The following is an 18,235-nucleotide window of genomic DNA, read 5'->3' on the forward strand; positions in this document are numbered from 1 at the left end:
TGATGCGATACCGAGGTCAGTCTCCGATATCCCTTGCCAGGTGCGCTGCCAGGCCGATATAACCCCAGGGTGTAAGTTGTAGCAGGCGATCTCTCTCGGCAGCAGGAATATCGAGTTGTTCGATGAATTGTTGAAGTGTGGTATGGTCGATTCCTGTTTTTCCGCGCGTCAACGCTTTGAGCTGTTCGTAAGGATTGGCTACCCCGTAACGGCGCATGACTGTCTGGATCGGTTCAGCCAGGACTTCCCAAGCATTCTGCAAATCCTCCGACAAACGTGCCGGATCTGCCTGCAGCTTTCCGAGCCCTTTGAAGCATGAATCAAAAGCCAACAGGGTATGGCCAAGCGCCACCCCCATATTACGCAACACGGTTGAATCGGTAAGATCGCGCTGCCAGCGTGAGACAGGAAGTTTCTCACTCAAATGTTTGAGCAGCGCATTGGCAATACCGAGATTCCCTTCCGAATTCTCAAAATCAATCGGATTCACTTTGTGTGGCATGGTGGAAGAACCAACTTCATCAGCCCTGGTTTTCTGCCTGAAGTAACCAAGTGAAACGTAGCCCCAGATATCGCGATTCAGGTCGAGAAGAATCGTATTGATACGGATGTGAGCATCGAACAGCTCTGCCATGGTGTCATGCGGTTCGATCTGGGTGGTATATGGATTGAAACTCAGGCCGAGCTTCTCGACGAAAGATCGCGCAAAAGATTCCCAGTCGAAATCAGGAAAAGCAATCATGTGCGCATTGTAGTTACCCACCGCACCATTGATTTTTCCTGTAATGACCACGGCTGCGAGCCGCTCGCGCGCCCCGCGTAACCGATAAACAAAATTGGCCATTTCCTTACCCATGGTCGTGGGGGTGGCTGCCTGCCCATGGGTACGAGCAAGCATCGGGAGATCCGCCAGATCTCTGGCCAGGACAGCAAGCCTTTTGATGACTTCATCGAGCGCGGGGAGCATGACCTGATCCCGACTGTGTTTGAGCATCAAGCCATGTGAAAGATTATTGATATCCTCGGATGTACAGGCAAAATGCACGAATTCAGAAATTGCCGCCGTCCCCTGATCTCCGGTCAGTTTTTCCTTCAACCAGTATTCCACAGCCTTCACGTCATGATTGGTTCGCGTCTCGATCGATTTGACGGCTTCTGCATCCGTTACGGAAAAATTCTCCACGAGCTGATCCAGTTGCACGACAGCGCCGGTAGATAAAGAGGACCCCCCTGTCAACGCCGGCGTGCTGCCCAATGCCTTGAACCATTCGATTTCCACATGAATCCGGTTGCGGATCAATGCATATTCACTGAAAAAGGGCCGCAAGGCTGCCACCTTCTGCTGATACCGGCCATCCAGCGGAGAAAGTGCAAGAAGTGTCGAGATTTCCATAAATTATTGTTTAAATTCAGGCATTCTTCATCAATCGGGAGCGCGCATTCTAACACAGCTCGCCATTCGTTCCCCGGCTGGGATAGAATTGCGTGATCAATATTCCAAAAATAAAAAGGACAGCATAATGAAACTCATTGGATCACTGACCAGCCCGTATGTGCGCAAGGTGCGCATCGTGCTGGGCGAAAAAGGCATCGACCATGAATTTACCAATGACCCGCCATTCAGCCCCGATACCCGGGTCGCACAGGTCAATCCTCTGGGTAAAGTGCCCGCTCTGATCATGGATGATGGATACATTTTGTTTGATTCTCGCGTAATCGTTGAATATCTGGATGATCTGAATGGCCCCGAGTCAGGCCGTCTAATCCCAGCGGTCGGACCACAGCGGCTCCGCGTCAAACGCTGGGAGGCACTCGCAGACGGCATTATCGATGCCTGTGTGGCCATTTATCTTGAACGGAAGCGACCGGAATCACAGCAAAGTCAGGAATGGATCGAACGCCAACAGAAAAAGATCGATCAGGGATTACAAGCTGTAGCCGCCGAACTGGGTGACAAACCGTGGTGTGAAGGTGAATCCATGACGCTGGCTGATATTGCGTTGGGCTGTGCATTCGGTTATCTGGATGCCCGCTTCCCTGCAGTCAAATGGCGCGATACTTATCCCAATCTCGTCCGTCTGGCAGACAAGCTGGCAGAACGCCAGTCGTTCAAAACGACTATTGCACCCAACTAACCAATTGAAACAGAGAGGAATGCTTCAGGTTGAGGTCATCCGGGCATTCCGCATCTTCCTCCGCTGCAACAGGATGAACTAGCCTTCAGGTCGGCTTATGCGGGTTGACTGCAGTCAGCAAGCCTCGCAGAATATTCACTTCTTCCTTTTCCAGCCGGGTGCGCGCAAACAGGCGGCGCATCCGGCGCATCAGACGTTTTGGTTGGGTCGGATCAAGAAATCCACTTTGAACCATGACCTGCTCCAGATGGTGGTGTAAACCCTCGATTTCCTGCAGACTGGCCGGTTCAGGCAACTGCGGATCAGGTTCATCTGCAACCACCCCTTCTTCAAGAACCATGCGCAGCTCATAAGCCATAATCTGTACCGCAGCCGCCAGATTGAGCGAGGAATAGGCAGAATTGGCCGGAATCTGTACAGTCAACTGGCAATGACTGATTTCTGCAGAGGTGAGTCCGGCACTTTCCCGGCCGAACAACAACGCCACCGGGTGATGATGTGCATACCGGATCAGTTCACCGGCGGCCTGTCTGGCATTGCGGGTTGGATGCGACAGATCTCGCGAACGTGCCGTCAGCGCAGCAGCCAAGAAAGTATCACCCATCGCTTCCTCCAGGCTGGTGCATACACACGCGGATTCAAGGATATCGCGTGCATTGGAAGCCCTGGCATCCGCTTCACTGTCAGGAAAAGATTTCGGATTGACGAGATAGAGCCGACTCAGGCCCATGGTTTTCATCGCCCGGGCAGTTGCACCAATATTACCCGGATGGCTGGTATGGCTGAGCACGATCCGGACATTATCGAGCGGTGAGGCTGGATTCATATTAGAATAGTGGCTTTCCAGTCATTGTTTCTCAAGTTTTTGCCATGCATCCCATGCTTACTATTGCGGTCAAGGCTGCCCGCCGTGCCGGCAGTATCATCAACCGCGCTTCGATGGATCTGGAACGATTGACTATCTCACGTAAAGCGCACAGTGATTTTGTGAGCGAGGTGGATAAAACTGCCGAAGATGCCATTATCAAAATCCTGCTGGACGCATACCCAGACCACTCGATTCTAGCAGAAGAAAGCGGCTCCAGAGGAAATACCCGTAAACCGGAATATCAGTGGATCATCGATCCGCTGGACGGTACTACCAATTTTTTACATGGATTTCCCAAATACAGTGTCTCGATTGCACTGCTGCACCGGGGAATTTTGACACAAGCGGTCGTCTACGACCCGGTGAAAGATGAGTTGTTTACCGCCACACGCGGCAGTGGTGCGTTTCTAAATGATCATCGCATTCGTGTCAGCAAGCGCGTACAACTGGGGGAATGCCTGATCGGTACTGGATTTCCGTTCCGGGACTTTACTCATATGGAAGCCTACCTGGCCATATTCAGGGACATGATTCCCAAAACAGCGGGTATACGCCGTCCAGGCTCTGCGGCACTGGATCTCGCCTATGTTGCAGCAGGACGTTACGATGGTTTCTGGGAAACCGGGCTGGCGCCATGGGATATCGCCGCCGGCTGCCTGCTCATTCTGGAAGCGGGTGGTATGGTTGGCGATTTTGAAGGTAACGGGAGCTATATGCAAAGTGGACAGATTGTTGCGGGTAATCCCAAAATCTTTACCCAGCTGTTGCAGATCATTGCCCCGCATCTGACCGAACGACTCATCGCTGAAAATCGCGAGCCGGTCGAATAGTTTCGCAGTCGAACTACCCCTGAAAATCTGATGGAGAATCGAGCGCACGCATTAGCTGCCGGTCTGTTCATACTCCTGCTGGGAGTAGCAACAGTCATGGCAGTCAAATGGTTCAGTCGCGACAGCGTCAGCTATAACCATTATTTTCTGGTTTCTGCGGGTGGCGCGGTATCCGGGCTGAACCCGGAAGCGTCAGTCCGTTACCGCGGTGTCAATGTCGGGAAAGTTGAGGAAATTTACTTCGACAGGGAGAATATTCGCAATATCATTGTACGTATCGCCGTCAATCATAATGTAGTTCTCCCGGGAGATATCTATGCGCAACTGGCAAGCCAGGGTATTACCGGATTGACTTATATCGAACTGAATGATGATGTAGCCGACGCAGAAACCAAACCTCTGCAAAATGAGGCGCGCATCCCGCTCAGATCCTCACTTATCAAGACACTTTCCGATTCCCTGGAAGAGATCCTGAAAAATTCGAATATGGCCATCAGACAGATAAGCAATCTGTTAAATGAACAGAATCAGACGCATATAAGCAGTATTCTGAGCCACCTGGAACAGGCCGTCCAGCACTACGACACATTGACCGGGCAGCTTCAGAAAGGATTACAAACATTACCGCAGTTGAGCGGCGAACTCACTTCGACATTCAAACAAACCCGTCAGGTCATGGAAAATACCAGCCAGGTTCTGCAAAAACTCAATCAGCAGCAGGGGCTGGTAGATAACCTGACTCAGGGTTCTCTGGAAATGACCCGCACCCTCGCCAGCCTGAACGAAACAGGCGTGGCCATTACACAAAGTGCTCACAAACTGGACCAATTGCTGAATCTGCTGGAAGATCATCCACAGAGCCTGGTATTTGGCAAACCGCCTGCCTTGCCTGGCCCGGGTGAACCAGGATTTTCGCCGCCTCAACCGGGAAAATGATGACAAAATTTTCTGCCGTGTTTTTAGCCGTTCTACTGACGGGGTGTACATTGACACCCAAAACACTGGCACCCGTCTCGATTTACGATCTTGGCCCGGCGACGTCCGTAACAGTTACCGGCTCATCCCGGCTCTCACAAGCGATCATCCAGGTGATGGATGTCACTGCACCCGTCTGGCTGGATACTCAATCAATCCATTACCGGCTTGCCTATCATGATCCTGCCCGCATCTATGCTTATGCCGGCAGCCGCTGGGCGGCACCACCAGCAAAACTGTTAACCGAACGCTTCAGACAGTATTTTGCAAGCCATGCCATCGACTCGCAGAAAGACGATAAAAACAAAGAAAGCCATGTACCCGCACACTACCTGTTAAAAATCGAACTGGGCGAATTCACTCAGATCTTCCATGCACAAAATGACAGCCGGATCATCATCCGGTTGAGAGCCTCTTTATACGAACCCAACACACACTTACCGGTTGCACAACGGAGTTTCACGGGAGAACGGCCAGCGCAGACTGCTGATGCAGCAGGCGCCGTTGCTGCTTTCATACTGGTGAGTGACAACTTGCTGGATGAGCTGGTACAGTGGCTATTCAGCATTCACTCATGATGATATTTCCGGCATCATGATCGCTGACCTGATATTTACCCGACCTTTCATAAAACCGGCCGGTTTCCCGTTTATATCCCCAGCCATTCCATGATGCGCATACTTGGCCTGATCCTTTCATTACACTTGCTCCTGTCGGCCTGTGGCCATAAGGGACCTCTTTATCTTCCGCAAAATCCACCTCCCGTCAAAAACGATACACAGGAAAAACCATGAGCAGCTTCAGCTCATTTGAATACCGTGATAGCCAGCTTTTTGTGGAATCGGTACCACTGGCAGAGATTGCCGCTAAATTTGGTACCCCCTGCTATGTTTATTCGAGCGCAGCAATCCGCACGACTTACCAGATTTTTGATCATGCATTCGGACAACGGGATCATCTGATCTGCTACGCGGTAAAAGCCAATTCGAATCTTGCCATACTGAATCTGCTTGCTCGCCTTGGCAGCGGTTTCGATATCGTCTCTGGTGGAGAATTGCAGCGCGTATTGAAAGCAGGTGGCGATCCGCAAAAAACGGTTTTCTCCGGGGTGGGCAAAACACCTGAGGAAATTCGTGCCGCACTGGCTGCCAATATTCTCTGCTTCAATGTGGAATCGGAAATGGAGTTGATGGTACTGAATGAAATCGCCGGACAGATGGGGAAAATTGCACCAGTCAGTTTGCGCGTCAACCCGGATGTGGATGCCAATACCCACCCTTATATTTCGACAGGAATGAAGGAAAACAAATTTGGCATCCCGGCCGCTGAAGCTGGACGAATCTATTCGCTGGCGCACCAGCTTCCCCATATTCAGGTCTCCGGGCTGGATTGCCACATCGGTTCGCAATTGACTGAAATTGCACCCTTCATTGAAGCAGCCGATAAAATGCTCGATTTACTGGCACGCCTGCAAACGATGGGCGTCACTATCAAACATCTTGATCTGGGTGGAGGACTGGGAATTCGTTATGATCGGGAATCACCACCTTCGATAGAAGCCTACATCAAAGCACTGTGTACGATCGCAGAAAACCATCCGCAGCAATTGCTCATTGAACCCGGTCGTTCAATGGTGGGCAACGCCGGGCTGCTGTTGACCCGGGTACACTACCTCAAACATACGTCACACCGCAATTTTGCCATTGTTGATGCGGCCATGAACGACATGCTGAGACCAGCTTTATATCAGGCTTACCACTCAATCCTGCCGGTCACCAAACGAACCGGAGAAACGAAAACCTACCAGATCGTCGGGCCTGTTTGCGAAACCGGTGATTTTCTCGGCCATGATCGTAACCTGGCACTGACAAAAAACGATTTGCTGGCAGTCATGTCCGCCGGAGCCTATGGTATGAGCATGAGTTCCAATTACAATACCCGCCCACGCGCAGCTGAAGTCATGGTGGATGGCAGCACGGTGCATCTCATCCGCGCGCGTGAAACGGTGGAAGATCTATATGCTCTGGAAAAGCTGCCCATCTGAAATTTGCATATGACTCCGACCATGTCGAACATTGCCACACTCGATGATGTGCGCTATCAGGAACACATACTACAGGGCGTATCGCGTACTTTTGCACTGACCATCCCGCAACTGCCGCCAGCGTTGCGTGAGGTGGTAGGAAACGCCTACCTGTTATGTCGCATAGTCGATACCGTTGAAGATGACAGTGCCCTGACACTGGAGCAAACACGCGAACTGGCCGAGATGTTCATTGAGGTCGTCAGCGGAACAGTCGAGGCAGAAACATTTGCCCGAGCCCTGTATCCCCTGCTTTCGGAACATACCATTCCAGCGGAACACGATCTCATCAAACATACTCCTTCCGTCATACGCATGACTCACAGCTTCAACCCGGTGCAACGCCAGGCACTGGAACGCTGCATACGTATCATGGGGCAGGGAATGGCCGCATACCAGGAAAGCGAATCTCTGTCGGGACTCGAGAATCTGGCCGAGATGGATCGCTATTGCTACCATGTTGCCGGTGTCGTCGGTGAAATGCTGACCGAACTGTTCTGTGACTACTCCCCGGAAATCAACCAGCACAAACCGACGCTGATGCAATTATCAGTCTCTTTCGGACAGGGGTTGCAAATGACCAATATCCTGAAAGATATCTGGGAAGACAGAAAACGGGGTGCCTGCTGGCTGCCAAGAGATATTTTCCTGCAAGAAGGATTTGATCTGAACGATTTACAGCCAGGTTGCTCCGAGCGAGGTTTCCATGCCGGTCTGGGCACTCTGATCGGGATCGCCAAGACACACTTGCAGAACGCCCTGGCCTACACCTGCCTGATTCCGTCACATGAAGCCGGGGTACGCCGATTCTGCCTGTGGGCGATCGGCATGGCAGTATTGACCCTAAACAAAATCAACCACAAACGGGATTTTATAACGGGAAGAGAAGTAAAAATCTCTCGCCGGAGTGTTAGAGCAACCGTCCTGATTACTAGCCTCTTAGCCAGTCAGGATTGGGCACTCAAGAAAATTTTTGCAATATCATCCAGGAATCTGCCAGAAGTACAGATTGTCCGATCATAAAACTGAAGCGACCTCGTCATTGAATCGACGGAGTGCTCCGAGCGGATCCGGTGATCGGGTGATGGGTCTGCCGATCACAAGATAGCTGGCCCCACTACGTATTGCCATTGCCGGTGTTGCAATCCTCGCCTGATCATCGTTACCGTCACCAAATGATCGGATACCCGGAGTAACTAGACAAAAATCCTCACCAGTCACTTCTCTCAGGCTAACCGCTTCCAGCGCTGAACAAACTACGCCATCCAGACCACAACGCTGGGCAAGCAAAGCCAGTCGCTGCACCATTGTTTCCGGTGTATCAGCTATACCCAACTCACTCAAATCATTCTGATTCAGGCTGGTGAGCAGGGTAACGGCAATGAGTCTGGTTCTTTTCCCATCCAGGGCCTGTCGGGCTGCAAGCAGCATTTTACTCCCTCCCAGCGCGTGTACATTGACCATCCATACACCAAGGCTTGACGCAGCACTGCAAGCTGCAGCAACCGTATTGGGAATATCATGGAATTTCAGATCGAGAAATACATCGAAACCCAGTTTCATCAATTTCTCGACCAATTGCGGACCCGCCAGAGTAAACAGCTCTTTCCCGACCTTGACCCGGCAAAGCGTACTATCCAGCCCGGCAGCAAAATTCAATGCTGTACACTGATCGGGAAAATCCAGTGCGACGATGATACGCGGGTCATTCATACCACTGAGGATATCAGGATTTCTTACGGATTTTTTTGATGAAGCAGGACAGATACCCGAATAAGGTGCCCGCAGTAAAACAGAGGAAAAGCACTACTACTAGAGGGATTTCCCATTCCATCCCCAGGTAGTAGTGTATTGTCACCATCCCGGAATTCTTGACAGCGACACTGAGCAGAAACAAAAAGACAATCAGGCGTAGAAGGGTCATAAACATGCGTATTTCATCTGATTCGGCTCAGAAAGGTAAAACAGAAAAATAGAATCGTCAAAATACACTGATAACCGCACTATATCGAACAGGGAAAGTATAAAACCAGCTCCCTCAAACCATACTTTCCCAATCCACACGACGAGAAAAGTGCTCAACCCGTAACGCGATCGAGCACTTTGTGCTGTTTAGGGCCGGAATCTATCAGTTCACGCATCTTCTTACCAGCCTTGAAATGTGGAACGTATTTTTCCGGAACATGAACCTTCTCACCCGATTTCGGGTTACGGCCAACACGCGAAGGTCTGTAATTCAGGTCAAAACTGCCAAATCCACGAATCTCGATACGCTCTCCTCTGGAAAGACTCTTGGCCATCGCATCCAGAATGATCTTGACGACCAGTTCAGCATCTTTTGCCAGCAACTGAGGAAAGCGTTCTGCCAGCTTGGAAATCAGTTCAGACTTCGTCATAACCGGCCTTATTCTTCTGACGATTTGCTGTCTATCTTGGCTTTGAGTAACGCACCCAGGTTAGTCGTACCGGCACTGGCAGGGTTGGACACCGAGGCCAGTGATTTGACGGCTTTATCTTCCTCATCCTGAATTCTTGCCTTGACTGACAGACTGATGCTCCGGTTCTTGCGATCAATATTGATGATCATCGCTTCGATCTCATCTCCTTCATTGACACGGGAACGAATATCCTCGATCTTGTCGCGCGAGAACTCGGAAGCACGCAAATAACCCTCTACCTCGTCAGTCAGCGCAATAACAGCACCTTTGGCGTCAACAGATTTGACGGTACCCTTGACGATACTGTTCTTATCATGCGAGGCAACATAAATATTGAAAGGATCGCCTTCCAGTTGTTTAATGCCCAGAGAAATACGTTCTTTCTCTACATCAATGGATAACACCACTGCTTCAACTTCATCCCCTTTCTTGAATTCGCTGATTGCTTTTTCGCCAGGCTGATTCCAGGAAAGATCAGACAAATGTACCAAACCGTCGATGTTGCCTGGTAATCCGATGAACAAACCGAAGTCTGTAATCGATTTGATTTGCCCGGTAACTTTGTCACCTTTCTCATGACTAAGTGAGAACTCTTCCCAGGGATTGGGTCTGCACTGTTTCATCCCCAGAGAAATACGTCGACGATCCTCGTCGATTTCAAGAATCATGACTTCGACTTCATCGCCCAACTGCACAATTTTGGATGGATAGACATTTTTGTTGGTCCAGTCCATTTCCGAAACATGTACCAGACCTTCGATCCCCTGTTCGATTTCGACGAAGGCACCGTAATCGGTCATATTGGTAACTTTACCGAAGATACGTGTACCCTGGGGATAACGTCTCGAAAGACCAATCCACGGATCTTCCGTAAGCTGTTTCAATCCCAGAGAAACACGGTTTTTCTCCTGATCGAATTTCAGAACCTTGGCAGTCACTTCATCGCCCACATTGATGACTTCGGTCGGATGTTTCACACGGCGCCAGGCAAGGTCGGTAATGTGCAGCAGGCCATCGATCCCGCCCAGATCCACAAATGCACCATAATCCGTAATATTCTTGACGATTCCCTGAACGACCGCACCATCCTGCAGACTGGCCAGTAACTCATCCCGATCTGCACCCTGGGTTTCTTCCAGTACGGCACGTCTGGATACGACCACATTATTACGTTTGCGATCTAGCTTGATTACCTTGAATTCCATTTCCTTATTTTCATAAGGCGTCATATCCTTGACCGGGCGAATATCCACCAGAGAACCTGGCAGAAAAGCACGAATACCGTTAATCGTGGCCGTCAGTCCACCTTTTACCTTCCCGTTGACCATGCCGGTAACGATCTTGCCTTTTTCCATGGCTTCTTCCAGTTCATACCAGGCATTCAGGCGTTTTGCCTTGTCTCTCGACAAACGGGTTTCACCAAATCCGTTTTCAAGTGCTTCGATAGCCACACTGACAAAATCACCTTCGCGGGCTTCAATCTCACCTCTGTCATTTTTGAATTCTTCAATCGGGATATAGCTCTCGGATTTAAGCCCTGCATTGACCACGACGAAGTTGTAATCAACACGAATGATCTCGGCAGTAATCACTTCGCCCACACGCATTTCTTTATGCGAAAGGCTTTCATTGAAAAGTTCGGCAAAATTTTCCGAAGAGCCCGCTACACTGGTTGCAATAGTCATTTAAAAAATATCCGATCGTAAACAATTCCCCGAAAAACAGAGGGGACAGGTTGGTTGGTTAATAAAAAAGAAAAAAATGGCTTAAAAACTCAAACTCCAAGCAGCTCAAGCTTTCCGGGCTTCAGCATACATATTCAATACCCTACTGACAACCTGATCTATACTGAGGCCGGTAGTATCCAGCAGACACGCATCTTCGCACTGCTGCAACGGCGACGTGGAACGACTACTGTCACGCTCATCGCGCGCCCGAAGCGCCTGGATCAGGTCTGCGATACTAGCATTTATTCCCTTCTCCATCAACTGCTTATGGCGCCTGAGCGCACGCTCCTCCTCACTTGCCGTGAGATAGATTTTCAAAGTGGCGTCAGGAAAAATGACCGAGCCCATATCACGCCCATCAGTCACCAGACCCGGCGATTTGCGAAAATCCCGCTGGTACCCCAGCAGTTCTACTCTGAGCGCAGAATACTGAGCGATTCTGGAAGCATACTCCCCGCACGCCTCTGCCCGTACTTCATCACTGACATCCTTTCCCTCCAGCCAGATCGATGAATCTCTGAAAGAGACATTCAAATGCCGGGCAATATCGACCATGCTGTGTTCATCACTGACATCCGTATTGCGCTTCATGGCTGCCAGCGCTACCAGACGATAGAGTGCGCCACTGTCAAGATAGTGGAATCCAAGTGCCTGTGATACGAGGCGGGCAATCGTGCCTTTTCCTGATGCGGAAGGGCCATCCAGCGTAATTACCGGTACATTCTGTTTATCCATAATCTGTCGACCCCGGCCAAATGACAGGCTCTGGGATTCTGTTTTCTCCCTTAAGATACTGATGTTATTTATTATTTTACAAAGATCACCGGATACCTGAAAACATTCGTCCAGAACCATCCTCCACGGACATCATCCGTGGTTTCTTCCAGTATCGATCATTCCTGACTCAATGTACTCTCAGAAAGGAGTATGGGTAATGGCTGCAAATTTCTCGAAATAATCCGGGAAAGTTTTAGCCACACACCCCGGGTCATTGATACGCACCGGCACACTCAATGACACCAGGGAAAAACACATGGCCATCCGGTGATCATCGTAAGTATCGATAACGGCATCCGCAGTAAGCGGACCATCGGGTGGCGTAATTCGCAGAAAATCATCTCCTGCCTCGACCCGGGCACCCAGTTTGCGCAGTTCCGCAGACATCGCTGCAATCCGGTCGGTTTCCTTGACTCGCCAGCTCGCAATATTCCTGAGCGTGGTAGTACCTCGTGCAAACAAGGCCATTGTCGCCAGTGTCATGGCTGCATCAGGAATATGGTTACAGTCGAAATCAATCGCCTTCAAGGCCCTGCCATCAGGAGCACCGGATTCTATCCAGTCACTCCCCATGCTGATACGTGCTCCCATCGCCTCGAGTGCTTCAACGAAGCGGATATCTCCCTGACAGCTGTCACTCCCCGCACCCTCGATCCGTACCGGACCACCCGCAATGGCCCCAGCCGCAAGAAAGTAAGAAGCAGAGGATGCATCTCCTTCGACTGCAATCTTTCCCGGACTGCGATAAGTCTGATTTTCGGGCAGCATAAAGCGCTGCCAGGATTCCTGTTTGACCTGCACGCCGAAACGTGCCATTTGTGCAATCGTGAGTGCCACATAAGGCTGTGAAATAAGCGTACCACTGACAACGATGGTTACCGGCTCGCCCGTCAGCGGCAGCGCCATCAGCAATCCGCTGAGAAACTGGCTGGAAATATTCCCTTTGATGGAGATATTACCTGGACGAATTACCGCCGGATGGATCTCCAGCGGCGGGAAACCTTCATGCTCAAGACAGGTGATTACAGCCCCGATCTGGCGTAATGCATCCACCAGATCTCCGATCGGACGCTCGTGCATTCGTGGCACACCGGAAAGACGATAATGACCCTGCATCAATGCCAGCACTGCAGTCAGCGGACGAAAAGCCGTCCCGGCATTTCCCAGAAACAGTTCGGCTTCTCTTACCGGGAATTTCCCTTTACATCCTGCCACCCGGTATTTGCCATCATCGGTGCGAACGATCGCCACCCCGAGCAACCTTAATGCATCCAGCATCCGCCCGGTATCGTCGGACTCCAGCAGGTTGCTGACCATCGTAGTGCCTTCAGCCAGCGCAGATAGCAAAAGAATGCGGTTGGAAATACTTTTAGAACCCGGCAGGCGTACATTACCTTGTGCACGCTGTACATGCGGAAGATCAAGCCATTGCATAAACTAGCGATCTCCTGCAGGCATAAAACAAAGGCCAGCTACTGCATGAAAATTTCCTTTCACCGGCCCAATAATTTTGAGGATGTTGATAAATCTGATTTCGCAGATCATGTTCTGGATAAAAAAGTATATTCAATCTGGCAAACCCGTTCTCATGTCGTTCAACGCCGCTCTTCAGCAACACATCCAAAAAATTCCTTATTACAACACTTCTTATTGAACAGCTTTGTCGGTAAACCAACCTGTTTTTCCAGGGATGCCGGACATTGACGCAACCGTCTACTAAAGCTACCGCAGATCAAATACAATACCCCCCTTTTCTTATACTCATTTCATTCATATTTAACGAGGTCAACAGATGGAAGATACCGCACCGATAACTACCCTGCTTTACTCAATTCTGGCCCTTCCGATCGCTTTCATGATTCTCTACTGGACCAAGGTTCGCAAGGATCGGAGGCGCAATGAAACAGGAGAAATAGAATACAAAAGCCTTGGTCATGCACTGACCTTCTTCATTATCGAAGGACTCGCACTGGTAGGCAGTTTGTCCATTCTCATCACTGCCGTGTCAGGTATTGTACGTTACCTTATCTACGTCTATGCCTGACCCGATCACTATTCCGGAAATACGCAAGAAAACTGCCAACCAGATCAGGAAGCAGCCTTACCGGTTTCCGGAACAGTATCAGCAGGTTTGCTCTTTGTTTTTTTCTGTTCAAACTCGAACCCGATCTTTCCTGCCGGCCCTACGACCAGATAAGCAGAAAATGGCCGCCCTTTCCTGGAAACAAATCCAGCCAGCAGATCCGTTCTTCCTGTCTGTAGCAACTTGACTACCTGTTCCGCCTCAATAGCACGATTCAAGATAATTTTCCCGGTTCTGAAACTGCAGGAAGCCCCCGCTCCAACCGACTTTTCACAAACATAAAGCAATTTGTGTTCATAAACAGAGTGACCACACTGAGGACATTTTCCAAGTGGTTGCTGCGCTGAAAAATCGACTTTTTCCTGTGCCTGATCAGCCTCATTGCCAAAATCAAACTTCATTTCATAGTCGTCCGTCAGCCTGACAATTGCGTTGAACGCACGCCCCATTTTGCTGCGGAAACCCGATAAAGGGCCAATCTCACGAGTAGAGATCAATGTCTCCATTTCCGCTGCCTCGAATTGTCGCCCCGCCAGAATTTTCCACAATGCAAAATCACATTGCTGACACTGAAATTTTTTGTACGTTTCTTTTATCACCCCACCACATCCGGGACAAGGTACCTGGAGTGTCGCAAAATCCCCGCTGATGGTTTTATCACGATGATTCTTGGCCTGTTCGACGATATGACGCGTCATCGCCGCAATCTTTTCCATGAAAACATCACGCTTGAGCTGACCCTGCTCGATCTGGCGCAATTTGAATTCCCAGTCGCCGGTCAACTCGGGAGAAATCAGCTCTGGAATTTTGAGCCCCCGCAACAGCGTCACCAGCGAAAATGCTTTGGCTGTCGGCTGTAACTCTCTTCCTGAACGCTCGACATAGTTTTCGTGAATCAATCCCTCTATGATGGCGGCACGCGTAGCAGGCGTACCCAACCCCTTGGCACTCATGGCTGCACGTAATTCTTCGTCTTCCACCAGTTTTCCGGCACCTTCCATCGCTGACAGCAACGTAGACTCATTATATCTGGCAGGAGGACGTGTCTTACCGGCCACGACTGCCACTTCCTGTGCCAGTACTGTCTCGCCCGGTGTGACTGCCACCAGTACCGATTCCTCTTCCTGCCCCTGGGCGGATTCCACCTTGCCATAAACCGTCTGCCAGCCGGCATGTACCAACACCTTGCCTTCTGTTTTGAAAGGTTCATTTTCCACGCGCGTGATACGGGTCGTGATCAGAAATTCTGCTGCCGGATAAAAAATCGCCAGAAAACGTTTGGTGACCAGATCGTAGAGTTTCTCCTCCGCTTCATTGAGTTTCTTTGGCACCAGGGCAGTAGGTATGATTGCAAAGTGATCGGAAACCTTGGCATTATTGAAGATTCGCTTGTTCGGCTTTACCCAGTCTGATTCCAGAATCTGGCTGGCAAACCGGTCGTAACGTGATCCCTTCAGCACTTGCAGCGTCTCTTTGACGATCGCCGGATAATCCTCCGGAAGCGCACGCGAATCAGTACGGGGATAAGTCAGCACCTTATGTTTTTCATACAGCGCCTGCGCAAGCCCCAATGTCACCTTGGCGGAAAAACCGAAACGGCTGTTGGCATCACGTTGCAGACTGGTCAGATCGTACAGCAGAGGACAATTTTCCCGGGATGGCTTGCTTTCTTCGGTAACGACCCCGGTTCGTCCTGCACATTTATCACGGATTACTTCTGCCTTGGCATGGTCCCAAATTCGATCTGCTCTGGATTCAGATTCATCCTTACGCTTACTGAAACCTTCATCAAACCACTTTCCTTTATAAACACCACTTTCTGCCTGGAAAGTAGCATGAACTTCCCAGTAATCCCGCACCACGAACTTTTTGATCGCTTCTTCCCGTTCGACCAGTATGGCAAGTGTCGGTGTCTGTACCCGACCGACCGTAGTTTTATGGAATCCACCTTCCTGTGAATTGAATGCGGTCATGACACGTGTGCCATTGATTCCCACCAGCCAGTCCGCCTCTGATCGGCTGACAGCCGCATCTGCCAGAGACTGTACTTCAGCATCATTCAACAGATTTGCAAAAGCTTCGCGTATGGCTGACGGGGTCATGGATTGCAGCCACAAGCGCTTGATAGGTTTCTTGCTGCCGACATGGCGCACGATGTAACGGAAAATCAGTTCACCTTCACGCCCAGCATCACAAGCATTGATCAGCATATCGACATCCTTTCGCTTGATCAGTTTGCTGAGCAGCTTCAGACGATCTGTCGTCTTTTCGATCGGAGCAAGATCAAAACGCGGAGGAATAACAGGCAAATGGTCAAAACTCCATTTTCCCCGTTTGACTTCATATTCTTCCGGGACGATCAGCTCCAGCAAATGCCCGATTGCCGAGGACACCACAAACTCATCGCTCTCAAAATAATCCTTCTGCTTGACAAACCCACCCAGGGCACGCGCAATGTCACTGGCAACAGAAGGCTTTTCGGCAATGATCAGTTTTTTACTCATAGATATTTACATGCTACTGCAGACGCAGCGGGCAACTGACGAGCAGGCTGCGTCAGTCGATCAAACTACCCGGCTTACCGGGAATCAATTATTTATTAATGGATCAGGAAGGAATGTCTGCGAGGGATCAGTGCCGCTGGTGAGAATCACTGACTACGAACAACCCCTCAACGATACTGCGGTCAGTCAACTGGTTCTGAATCCAAAGATCAAACAGTACCACCAGTTTTATTTTTTCTATACTGGCAGTATCGCCATCCATACGGATGACCCGATCAATCAGTAATTCACGCTGTAAAGGATTGATGACACCCGCCTGTTCAAGGAAGAAAATGAACCCGCGCCCTTCCGTATCGATGATCTCCATTTCCTCTTCAGTAAAATGGCGCATTGAATCACTTTCTGCCAACCCGGCCAGATAGCCTTCTTCATCATGGCGGGAAAGATCAGACAACCAGTCGAGCGCCAGCGTGATTTCCTCGTCATCAAAGCCAGCCATGGTCAGTTTTCGTGTCAGCGTGGCAGAATCCGGACAATTTCCGGCATCGAAATAATTTTCAAATAAATAAACGAGAATATCGAACATAGTTTCTGCACTGTGATTCTGGATTAAAACCACTATAAGACACTTAACAGGGCGGTGATTATAGCCTGATACCCACTGAATCAACGGATACGCTGATACTTCCCCCCAGGAAGGCTGCCTATCCTGCCTTCCAGCTCCAAGCCCAATAGCATGGCGGATACTGTTTCAACCGTCAAGCCACTGCGCGCGCAAAGTGTATCAATATCGGTGGAATCGTAGCTAAAATACATCAGTAGCCCGGTATCATCGCCCTCCCCCGTTAGTACACCTGTCCCGCCACCCTCATCCGCAACAGATTCAAATCGCGGCACAGGCTGGGGCTGGTAGTGCAGCTCATCCAGAATATCCTGAATATTCTCGACCAGTTTTGCCCCCTGTTTGATCAGTGCATGACAGCCCTTTGACAAAGGGGAATGAATGGAACCGGGTATCGCCATCACTTCGCGCCCCTGTTCCAGTGCCAGTCTGGCGGTAATCAGCGATCCGCTGTACAGCGTGGCTTCCACAACCAGGCATGCATGACACATGCCACTGATGATACGGTTTCTGCGTGGAAAATTCCGGCTTATGGCTGGCGTCCCCAGCGGAAACTCTGAAATCAACCCGCCTTCATTTGCCAGTTTATGAGCAAGCTCATGGTTTCTCGATGGATAGACAAGATCAAGTCCGGTTCCGACAATGGCCATACTGGAAGATGCGCCACGCAATCCTCCCTGATGGGCGGCCGTATCGATACCCTGCGCCAGACCGCTGATGATGCAAAATCCTGCGTTACTGGCAGCCTCGGCAAAGGCATCGGCATTTGCAAGCCCCTGTGGTGTCGCATTACGGCTGCCGACCATTGCCATTGCCGGCTGCGCCAGAAATTGCCGTTGACCCTTGAAATAAAGTATGGGAGGAGGATCGGATATATTGAGCAGAAGCTTCGGGTAATCCGAATCTGCCAGTGTAATCAGTGAATTGAGAGGATCTTCCAGCCATTTGATGGTCCTGGCCAGTCTCTCTTCATCCACCTTGCGGAGAAAAATGCTGGTGGCAACCGGTTTTTTTACGACGCCTTCGAGCGCAGGCCGACTGGCAGCGAGTACCCTGGCCGGATCACCAAAGGCAATCAGCAGCCGGCGCAAAGCACCTCCTCCCACGCCTTCAGTCAGGCCAAGGCGCAGCCAGGATTCGATATCCTGATCGATCTGCATAGAAGAAAAACTCACCTGATGACTACCTGGCTT

The 18,235-nt window shown here is 50.4% G+C and carries 21 protein-coding genes; 9 read left to right on the top strand and 12 right to left on the bottom strand.

From position 1 onward, the window contains the following. Positions 1-16: 16 nt before the first annotated feature. Positions 17-1,393, bottom strand: a complete 1,377-nt coding sequence (gene purB / locus HRU73_RS08155) for an adenylosuccinate lyase (protein ID WP_287398372.1) — start codon at positions 1,391-1,393, stop codon at positions 17-19. A gap of 127 nt (positions 1,394-1,520) precedes the next feature. Between purB and HRU73_RS08160 the strand changes: the two genes are divergently transcribed. Beyond that, the gene (locus HRU73_RS08160) at positions 1,521-2,135 is read left to right on the top strand and encodes a glutathione S-transferase (RefSeq protein WP_281871073.1); all 615 of its coding nucleotides are present in this window, start codon (positions 1,521-1,523) and stop codon (positions 2,133-2,135) included. An 85-nt stretch (positions 2,136-2,220) separates the two neighbouring features. Here HRU73_RS08160 and HRU73_RS08165 read toward each other — a convergent pair whose 3' ends face one another. Then, a complete protein-coding gene (locus HRU73_RS08165) occupies positions 2,221-2,961 on the bottom strand; it encodes an RNA methyltransferase (RefSeq protein WP_011112485.1) in 741 nt (246 codons plus the stop codon). 44 nt (positions 2,962-3,005) lie between these two features. Between HRU73_RS08165 and HRU73_RS08170 the strand changes: the two genes are divergently transcribed. Genes HRU73_RS08170 through HRU73_RS08180 form a run of 3 tightly spaced genes read left to right on the top strand, consistent with a single transcriptional unit; the run spans position 3,006 to position 5,386 of the window. Further along, complete coding sequence (locus HRU73_RS08170; protein ID WP_281871072.1) at positions 3,006-3,833, top strand: inositol monophosphatase family protein; 828 nt, start codon at positions 3,006-3,008, stop codon at positions 3,831-3,833. Positions 3,834-3,863: 30 nt separating this feature from the next. Then, on the top strand, positions 3,864-4,769 hold the full coding sequence (locus HRU73_RS08175; protein ID WP_287398373.1) for an MlaD family protein: 906 nt from the start codon (positions 3,864-3,866) through the stop codon (positions 4,767-4,769). Continuing rightward, positions 4,766-5,386: an ABC-type transport auxiliary lipoprotein family protein gene (locus HRU73_RS08180; protein ID WP_281871070.1), complete on the top strand. Its 621-nt coding sequence runs from the start codon at positions 4,766-4,768 to the stop codon at positions 5,384-5,386. The genes HRU73_RS08175 and HRU73_RS08180 overlap by 4 nt, the downstream gene beginning before the upstream one ends. On the opposite strand, the gene HRU73_RS08185 is transcribed toward HRU73_RS08180, so the two are convergent. Further along, positions 5,370-5,507 (bottom strand): hypothetical protein, encoded by a 138-nt coding sequence (locus tag HRU73_RS08185; protein ID WP_287400092.1) that lies wholly within the window; start codon positions 5,505-5,507, stop codon positions 5,370-5,372. The two genes, HRU73_RS08180 and HRU73_RS08185, sit on opposite strands and share 17 nt — an antisense overlap. On the opposite strand from HRU73_RS08185, the gene lptM reads away from it, so the two are divergent. The 3 genes from lptM to HRU73_RS08200 are packed head-to-tail and all read left to right on the top strand — an operon-like array spanning position 5,480 to position 7,914. Then, positions 5,480-5,602 carry an LPS translocon maturation chaperone LptM gene (lptM, locus tag HRU73_RS08190; RefSeq protein WP_287400047.1) on the top strand — a complete coding sequence of 41 codons (123 nt, stop codon included), beginning with the start codon at positions 5,480-5,482 and terminating at the stop codon, positions 5,600-5,602. The genes HRU73_RS08185 and lptM overlap by 28 nt on opposite strands. Beyond that, on the top strand, positions 5,599-6,852 hold the full coding sequence (lysA, locus tag HRU73_RS08195; RefSeq protein ID WP_011112489.1) for a diaminopimelate decarboxylase: 1,254 nt from the start codon (positions 5,599-5,601) through the stop codon (positions 6,850-6,852). The genes lptM and lysA overlap by 4 nt, the downstream gene beginning before the upstream one ends. Positions 6,853-6,873: 21 nt before the next feature. Further along, positions 6,874-7,914: a phytoene/squalene synthase family protein gene (locus HRU73_RS08200; protein ID WP_287398374.1), complete on the top strand. Its 1,041-nt coding sequence runs from the start codon at positions 6,874-6,876 to the stop codon at positions 7,912-7,914. On the opposite strand, the gene pyrF is transcribed toward HRU73_RS08200, so the two are convergent. The 6 genes from pyrF to aroA form a co-directional block, all read right to left on the bottom strand. Continuing rightward, positions 7,909-8,604, bottom strand: a complete 696-nt coding sequence (gene pyrF / locus HRU73_RS08205) for an orotidine-5'-phosphate decarboxylase (protein ID WP_011112491.1) — start codon at positions 8,602-8,604, stop codon at positions 7,909-7,911. The two genes, HRU73_RS08200 and pyrF, sit on opposite strands and share 6 nt — an antisense overlap. Positions 8,605-8,617: 13 nt before the next feature. Beyond that, complete coding sequence (locus HRU73_RS13445) at positions 8,618-8,821, bottom strand: LapA family protein (protein WP_041356815.1); 204 nt, start codon at positions 8,819-8,821, stop codon at positions 8,618-8,620. A 148-nt stretch (positions 8,822-8,969) separates the two neighbouring features. After that, positions 8,970-9,287: an integration host factor subunit beta gene (locus HRU73_RS08210; protein WP_011112492.1), complete on the bottom strand. Its 318-nt coding sequence runs from the start codon at positions 9,285-9,287 to the stop codon at positions 8,970-8,972. An 8-nt stretch (positions 9,288-9,295) separates the two neighbouring features. Beyond that, the gene (gene rpsA, locus HRU73_RS08215; protein ID WP_011112493.1) at positions 9,296-11,014 is read right to left on the bottom strand and encodes a 30S ribosomal protein S1; all 1,719 of its coding nucleotides are present in this window, start codon (positions 11,012-11,014) and stop codon (positions 9,296-9,298) included. Positions 11,015-11,119: 105 nt separating this feature from the next. Continuing rightward, positions 11,120-11,791 carry a (d)CMP kinase gene (gene cmk, locus HRU73_RS08220; protein ID WP_011112494.1) on the bottom strand — a complete coding sequence of 224 codons (672 nt, stop codon included), beginning with the start codon at positions 11,789-11,791 and terminating at the stop codon, positions 11,120-11,122. Between the two features lie 180 nt (positions 11,792-11,971). Beyond that, positions 11,972-13,267 (bottom strand): 3-phosphoshikimate 1-carboxyvinyltransferase, encoded by a 1,296-nt coding sequence (aroA, locus tag HRU73_RS08225; protein WP_287398375.1) that lies wholly within the window; start codon positions 13,265-13,267, stop codon positions 11,972-11,974. Between the two features lie 45 nt (positions 13,268-13,312). Here aroA and HRU73_RS08230 point away from each other — a divergent pair, with 45 nt between their 5' ends. Together HRU73_RS08230 and HRU73_RS08235 are read left to right on the top strand one after the other, a co-directional pair. Continuing rightward, positions 13,313-13,537 (top strand): hypothetical protein, encoded by a 225-nt coding sequence (locus HRU73_RS08230; protein WP_276818661.1) that lies wholly within the window; start codon positions 13,313-13,315, stop codon positions 13,535-13,537. 88 nt (positions 13,538-13,625) lie between these two features. Then, entirely contained in the window at positions 13,626-13,877 is a 252-nt protein-coding gene (locus HRU73_RS08235; RefSeq protein ID WP_011112496.1) for a hypothetical protein, read from the top strand. 44 nt (positions 13,878-13,921) lie between these two features. Here the strand turns inward: HRU73_RS08235 and HRU73_RS08240 are convergent, their stop codons facing one another. From HRU73_RS08240 to dprA, 3 genes are all read right to left on the bottom strand, one after another. Continuing rightward, complete coding sequence (locus tag HRU73_RS08240) at positions 13,922-16,420, bottom strand: DNA topoisomerase III (RefSeq protein ID WP_276678210.1); 2,499 nt, start codon at positions 16,418-16,420, stop codon at positions 13,922-13,924. A 127-nt stretch (positions 16,421-16,547) separates the two neighbouring features. Next, positions 16,548-17,006, bottom strand: a complete 459-nt coding sequence (locus tag HRU73_RS08245; protein WP_011112498.1) for a Smg family protein — start codon at positions 17,004-17,006, stop codon at positions 16,548-16,550. A gap of 80 nt (positions 17,007-17,086) precedes the next feature. Beyond that, positions 17,087-18,202: a DNA-processing protein DprA gene (gene dprA, locus HRU73_RS08250; RefSeq protein ID WP_011112499.1), complete on the bottom strand. Its 1,116-nt coding sequence runs from the start codon at positions 18,200-18,202 to the stop codon at positions 17,087-17,089. Positions 18,203-18,235 lie beyond the last annotated feature (33 nt).

It is taken from the genome of Nitrosomonas sp. H1_AOB3 (assembly GCF_015709435.1).
Lineage (GTDB): Bacteria > Pseudomonadota > Gammaproteobacteria > Burkholderiales > Nitrosomonadaceae > Nitrosomonas > Nitrosomonas europaea.

Bases quoted from the DNA above. Each gene is read 5' to 3' on its own strand.
- purB (WP_287398372.1), bottom strand. From the start codon at position 1,393: ATGGAAATCTCGACACTTCTTGCACTTTCTCCGCTGGATGGCCGGTAT.
- HRU73_RS08160 (WP_281871073.1), top strand. From the start codon at position 1,521: ATGAAACTCATTGGATCACTGACCAGCCCGTATGTGCGCAAGGTGCGC.
- HRU73_RS08165 (WP_011112485.1), bottom strand. From the start codon at position 2,961: ATGAATCCAGCCTCACCGCTCGATAATGTCCGGATCGTGCTCAGCCAT.
- HRU73_RS08170 (WP_281871072.1), top strand. From the start codon at position 3,006: ATGCATCCCATGCTTACTATTGCGGTCAAGGCTGCCCGCCGTGCCGGC.
- HRU73_RS08175 (WP_287398373.1), top strand. From the start codon at position 3,864: ATGGAGAATCGAGCGCACGCATTAGCTGCCGGTCTGTTCATACTCCTG.
- HRU73_RS08180 (WP_281871070.1), top strand. From the start codon at position 4,766: ATGATGACAAAATTTTCTGCCGTGTTTTTAGCCGTTCTACTGACGGGG.
- lptM (WP_287400047.1), top strand. From the start codon at position 5,480: ATGCGCATACTTGGCCTGATCCTTTCATTACACTTGCTCCTGTCGGCC.
- HRU73_RS08185 (WP_287400092.1), bottom strand. From the start codon at position 5,507: ATGAAAGGATCAGGCCAAGTATGCGCATCATGGAATGGCTGGGGATAT.
- lysA (WP_011112489.1), top strand. From the start codon at position 5,599: ATGAGCAGCTTCAGCTCATTTGAATACCGTGATAGCCAGCTTTTTGTG.
- HRU73_RS08200 (WP_287398374.1), top strand. From the start codon at position 6,874: ATGTCGAACATTGCCACACTCGATGATGTGCGCTATCAGGAACACATA.
- pyrF (WP_011112491.1), bottom strand. From the start codon at position 8,604: ATGAATGACCCGCGTATCATCGTCGCACTGGATTTTCCCGATCAGTGT.
- HRU73_RS13445 (WP_041356815.1), bottom strand. From the start codon at position 8,821: ATGTTTATGACCCTTCTACGCCTGATTGTCTTTTTGTTTCTGCTCAGT.
- HRU73_RS08210 (WP_011112492.1), bottom strand. From the start codon at position 9,287: ATGACGAAGTCTGAACTGATTTCCAAGCTGGCAGAACGCTTTCCTCAG.
- rpsA (WP_011112493.1), bottom strand. From the start codon at position 11,014: ATGACTATTGCAACCAGTGTAGCGGGCTCTTCGGAAAATTTTGCCGAA.
- cmk (WP_011112494.1), bottom strand. From the start codon at position 11,791: ATGGATAAACAGAATGTACCGGTAATTACGCTGGATGGCCCTTCCGCA.
- aroA (WP_287398375.1), bottom strand. From the start codon at position 13,267: ATGCAATGGCTTGATCTTCCGCATGTACAGCGTGCACAAGGTAATGTA.
- HRU73_RS08230 (WP_276818661.1), top strand. From the start codon at position 13,313: ATGAAAATTTCCTTTCACCGGCCCAATAATTTTGAGGATGTTGATAAA.
- HRU73_RS08235 (WP_011112496.1), top strand. From the start codon at position 13,626: ATGGAAGATACCGCACCGATAACTACCCTGCTTTACTCAATTCTGGCC.
- HRU73_RS08240 (WP_276678210.1), bottom strand. From the start codon at position 16,420: ATGAGTAAAAAACTGATCATTGCCGAAAAGCCTTCTGTTGCCAGTGAC.
- HRU73_RS08245 (WP_011112498.1), bottom strand. From the start codon at position 17,006: ATGTTCGATATTCTCGTTTATTTATTTGAAAATTATTTCGATGCCGGA.
- dprA (WP_011112499.1), bottom strand. From the start codon at position 18,202: ATGCAGATCGATCAGGATATCGAATCCTGGCTGCGCCTTGGCCTGACT.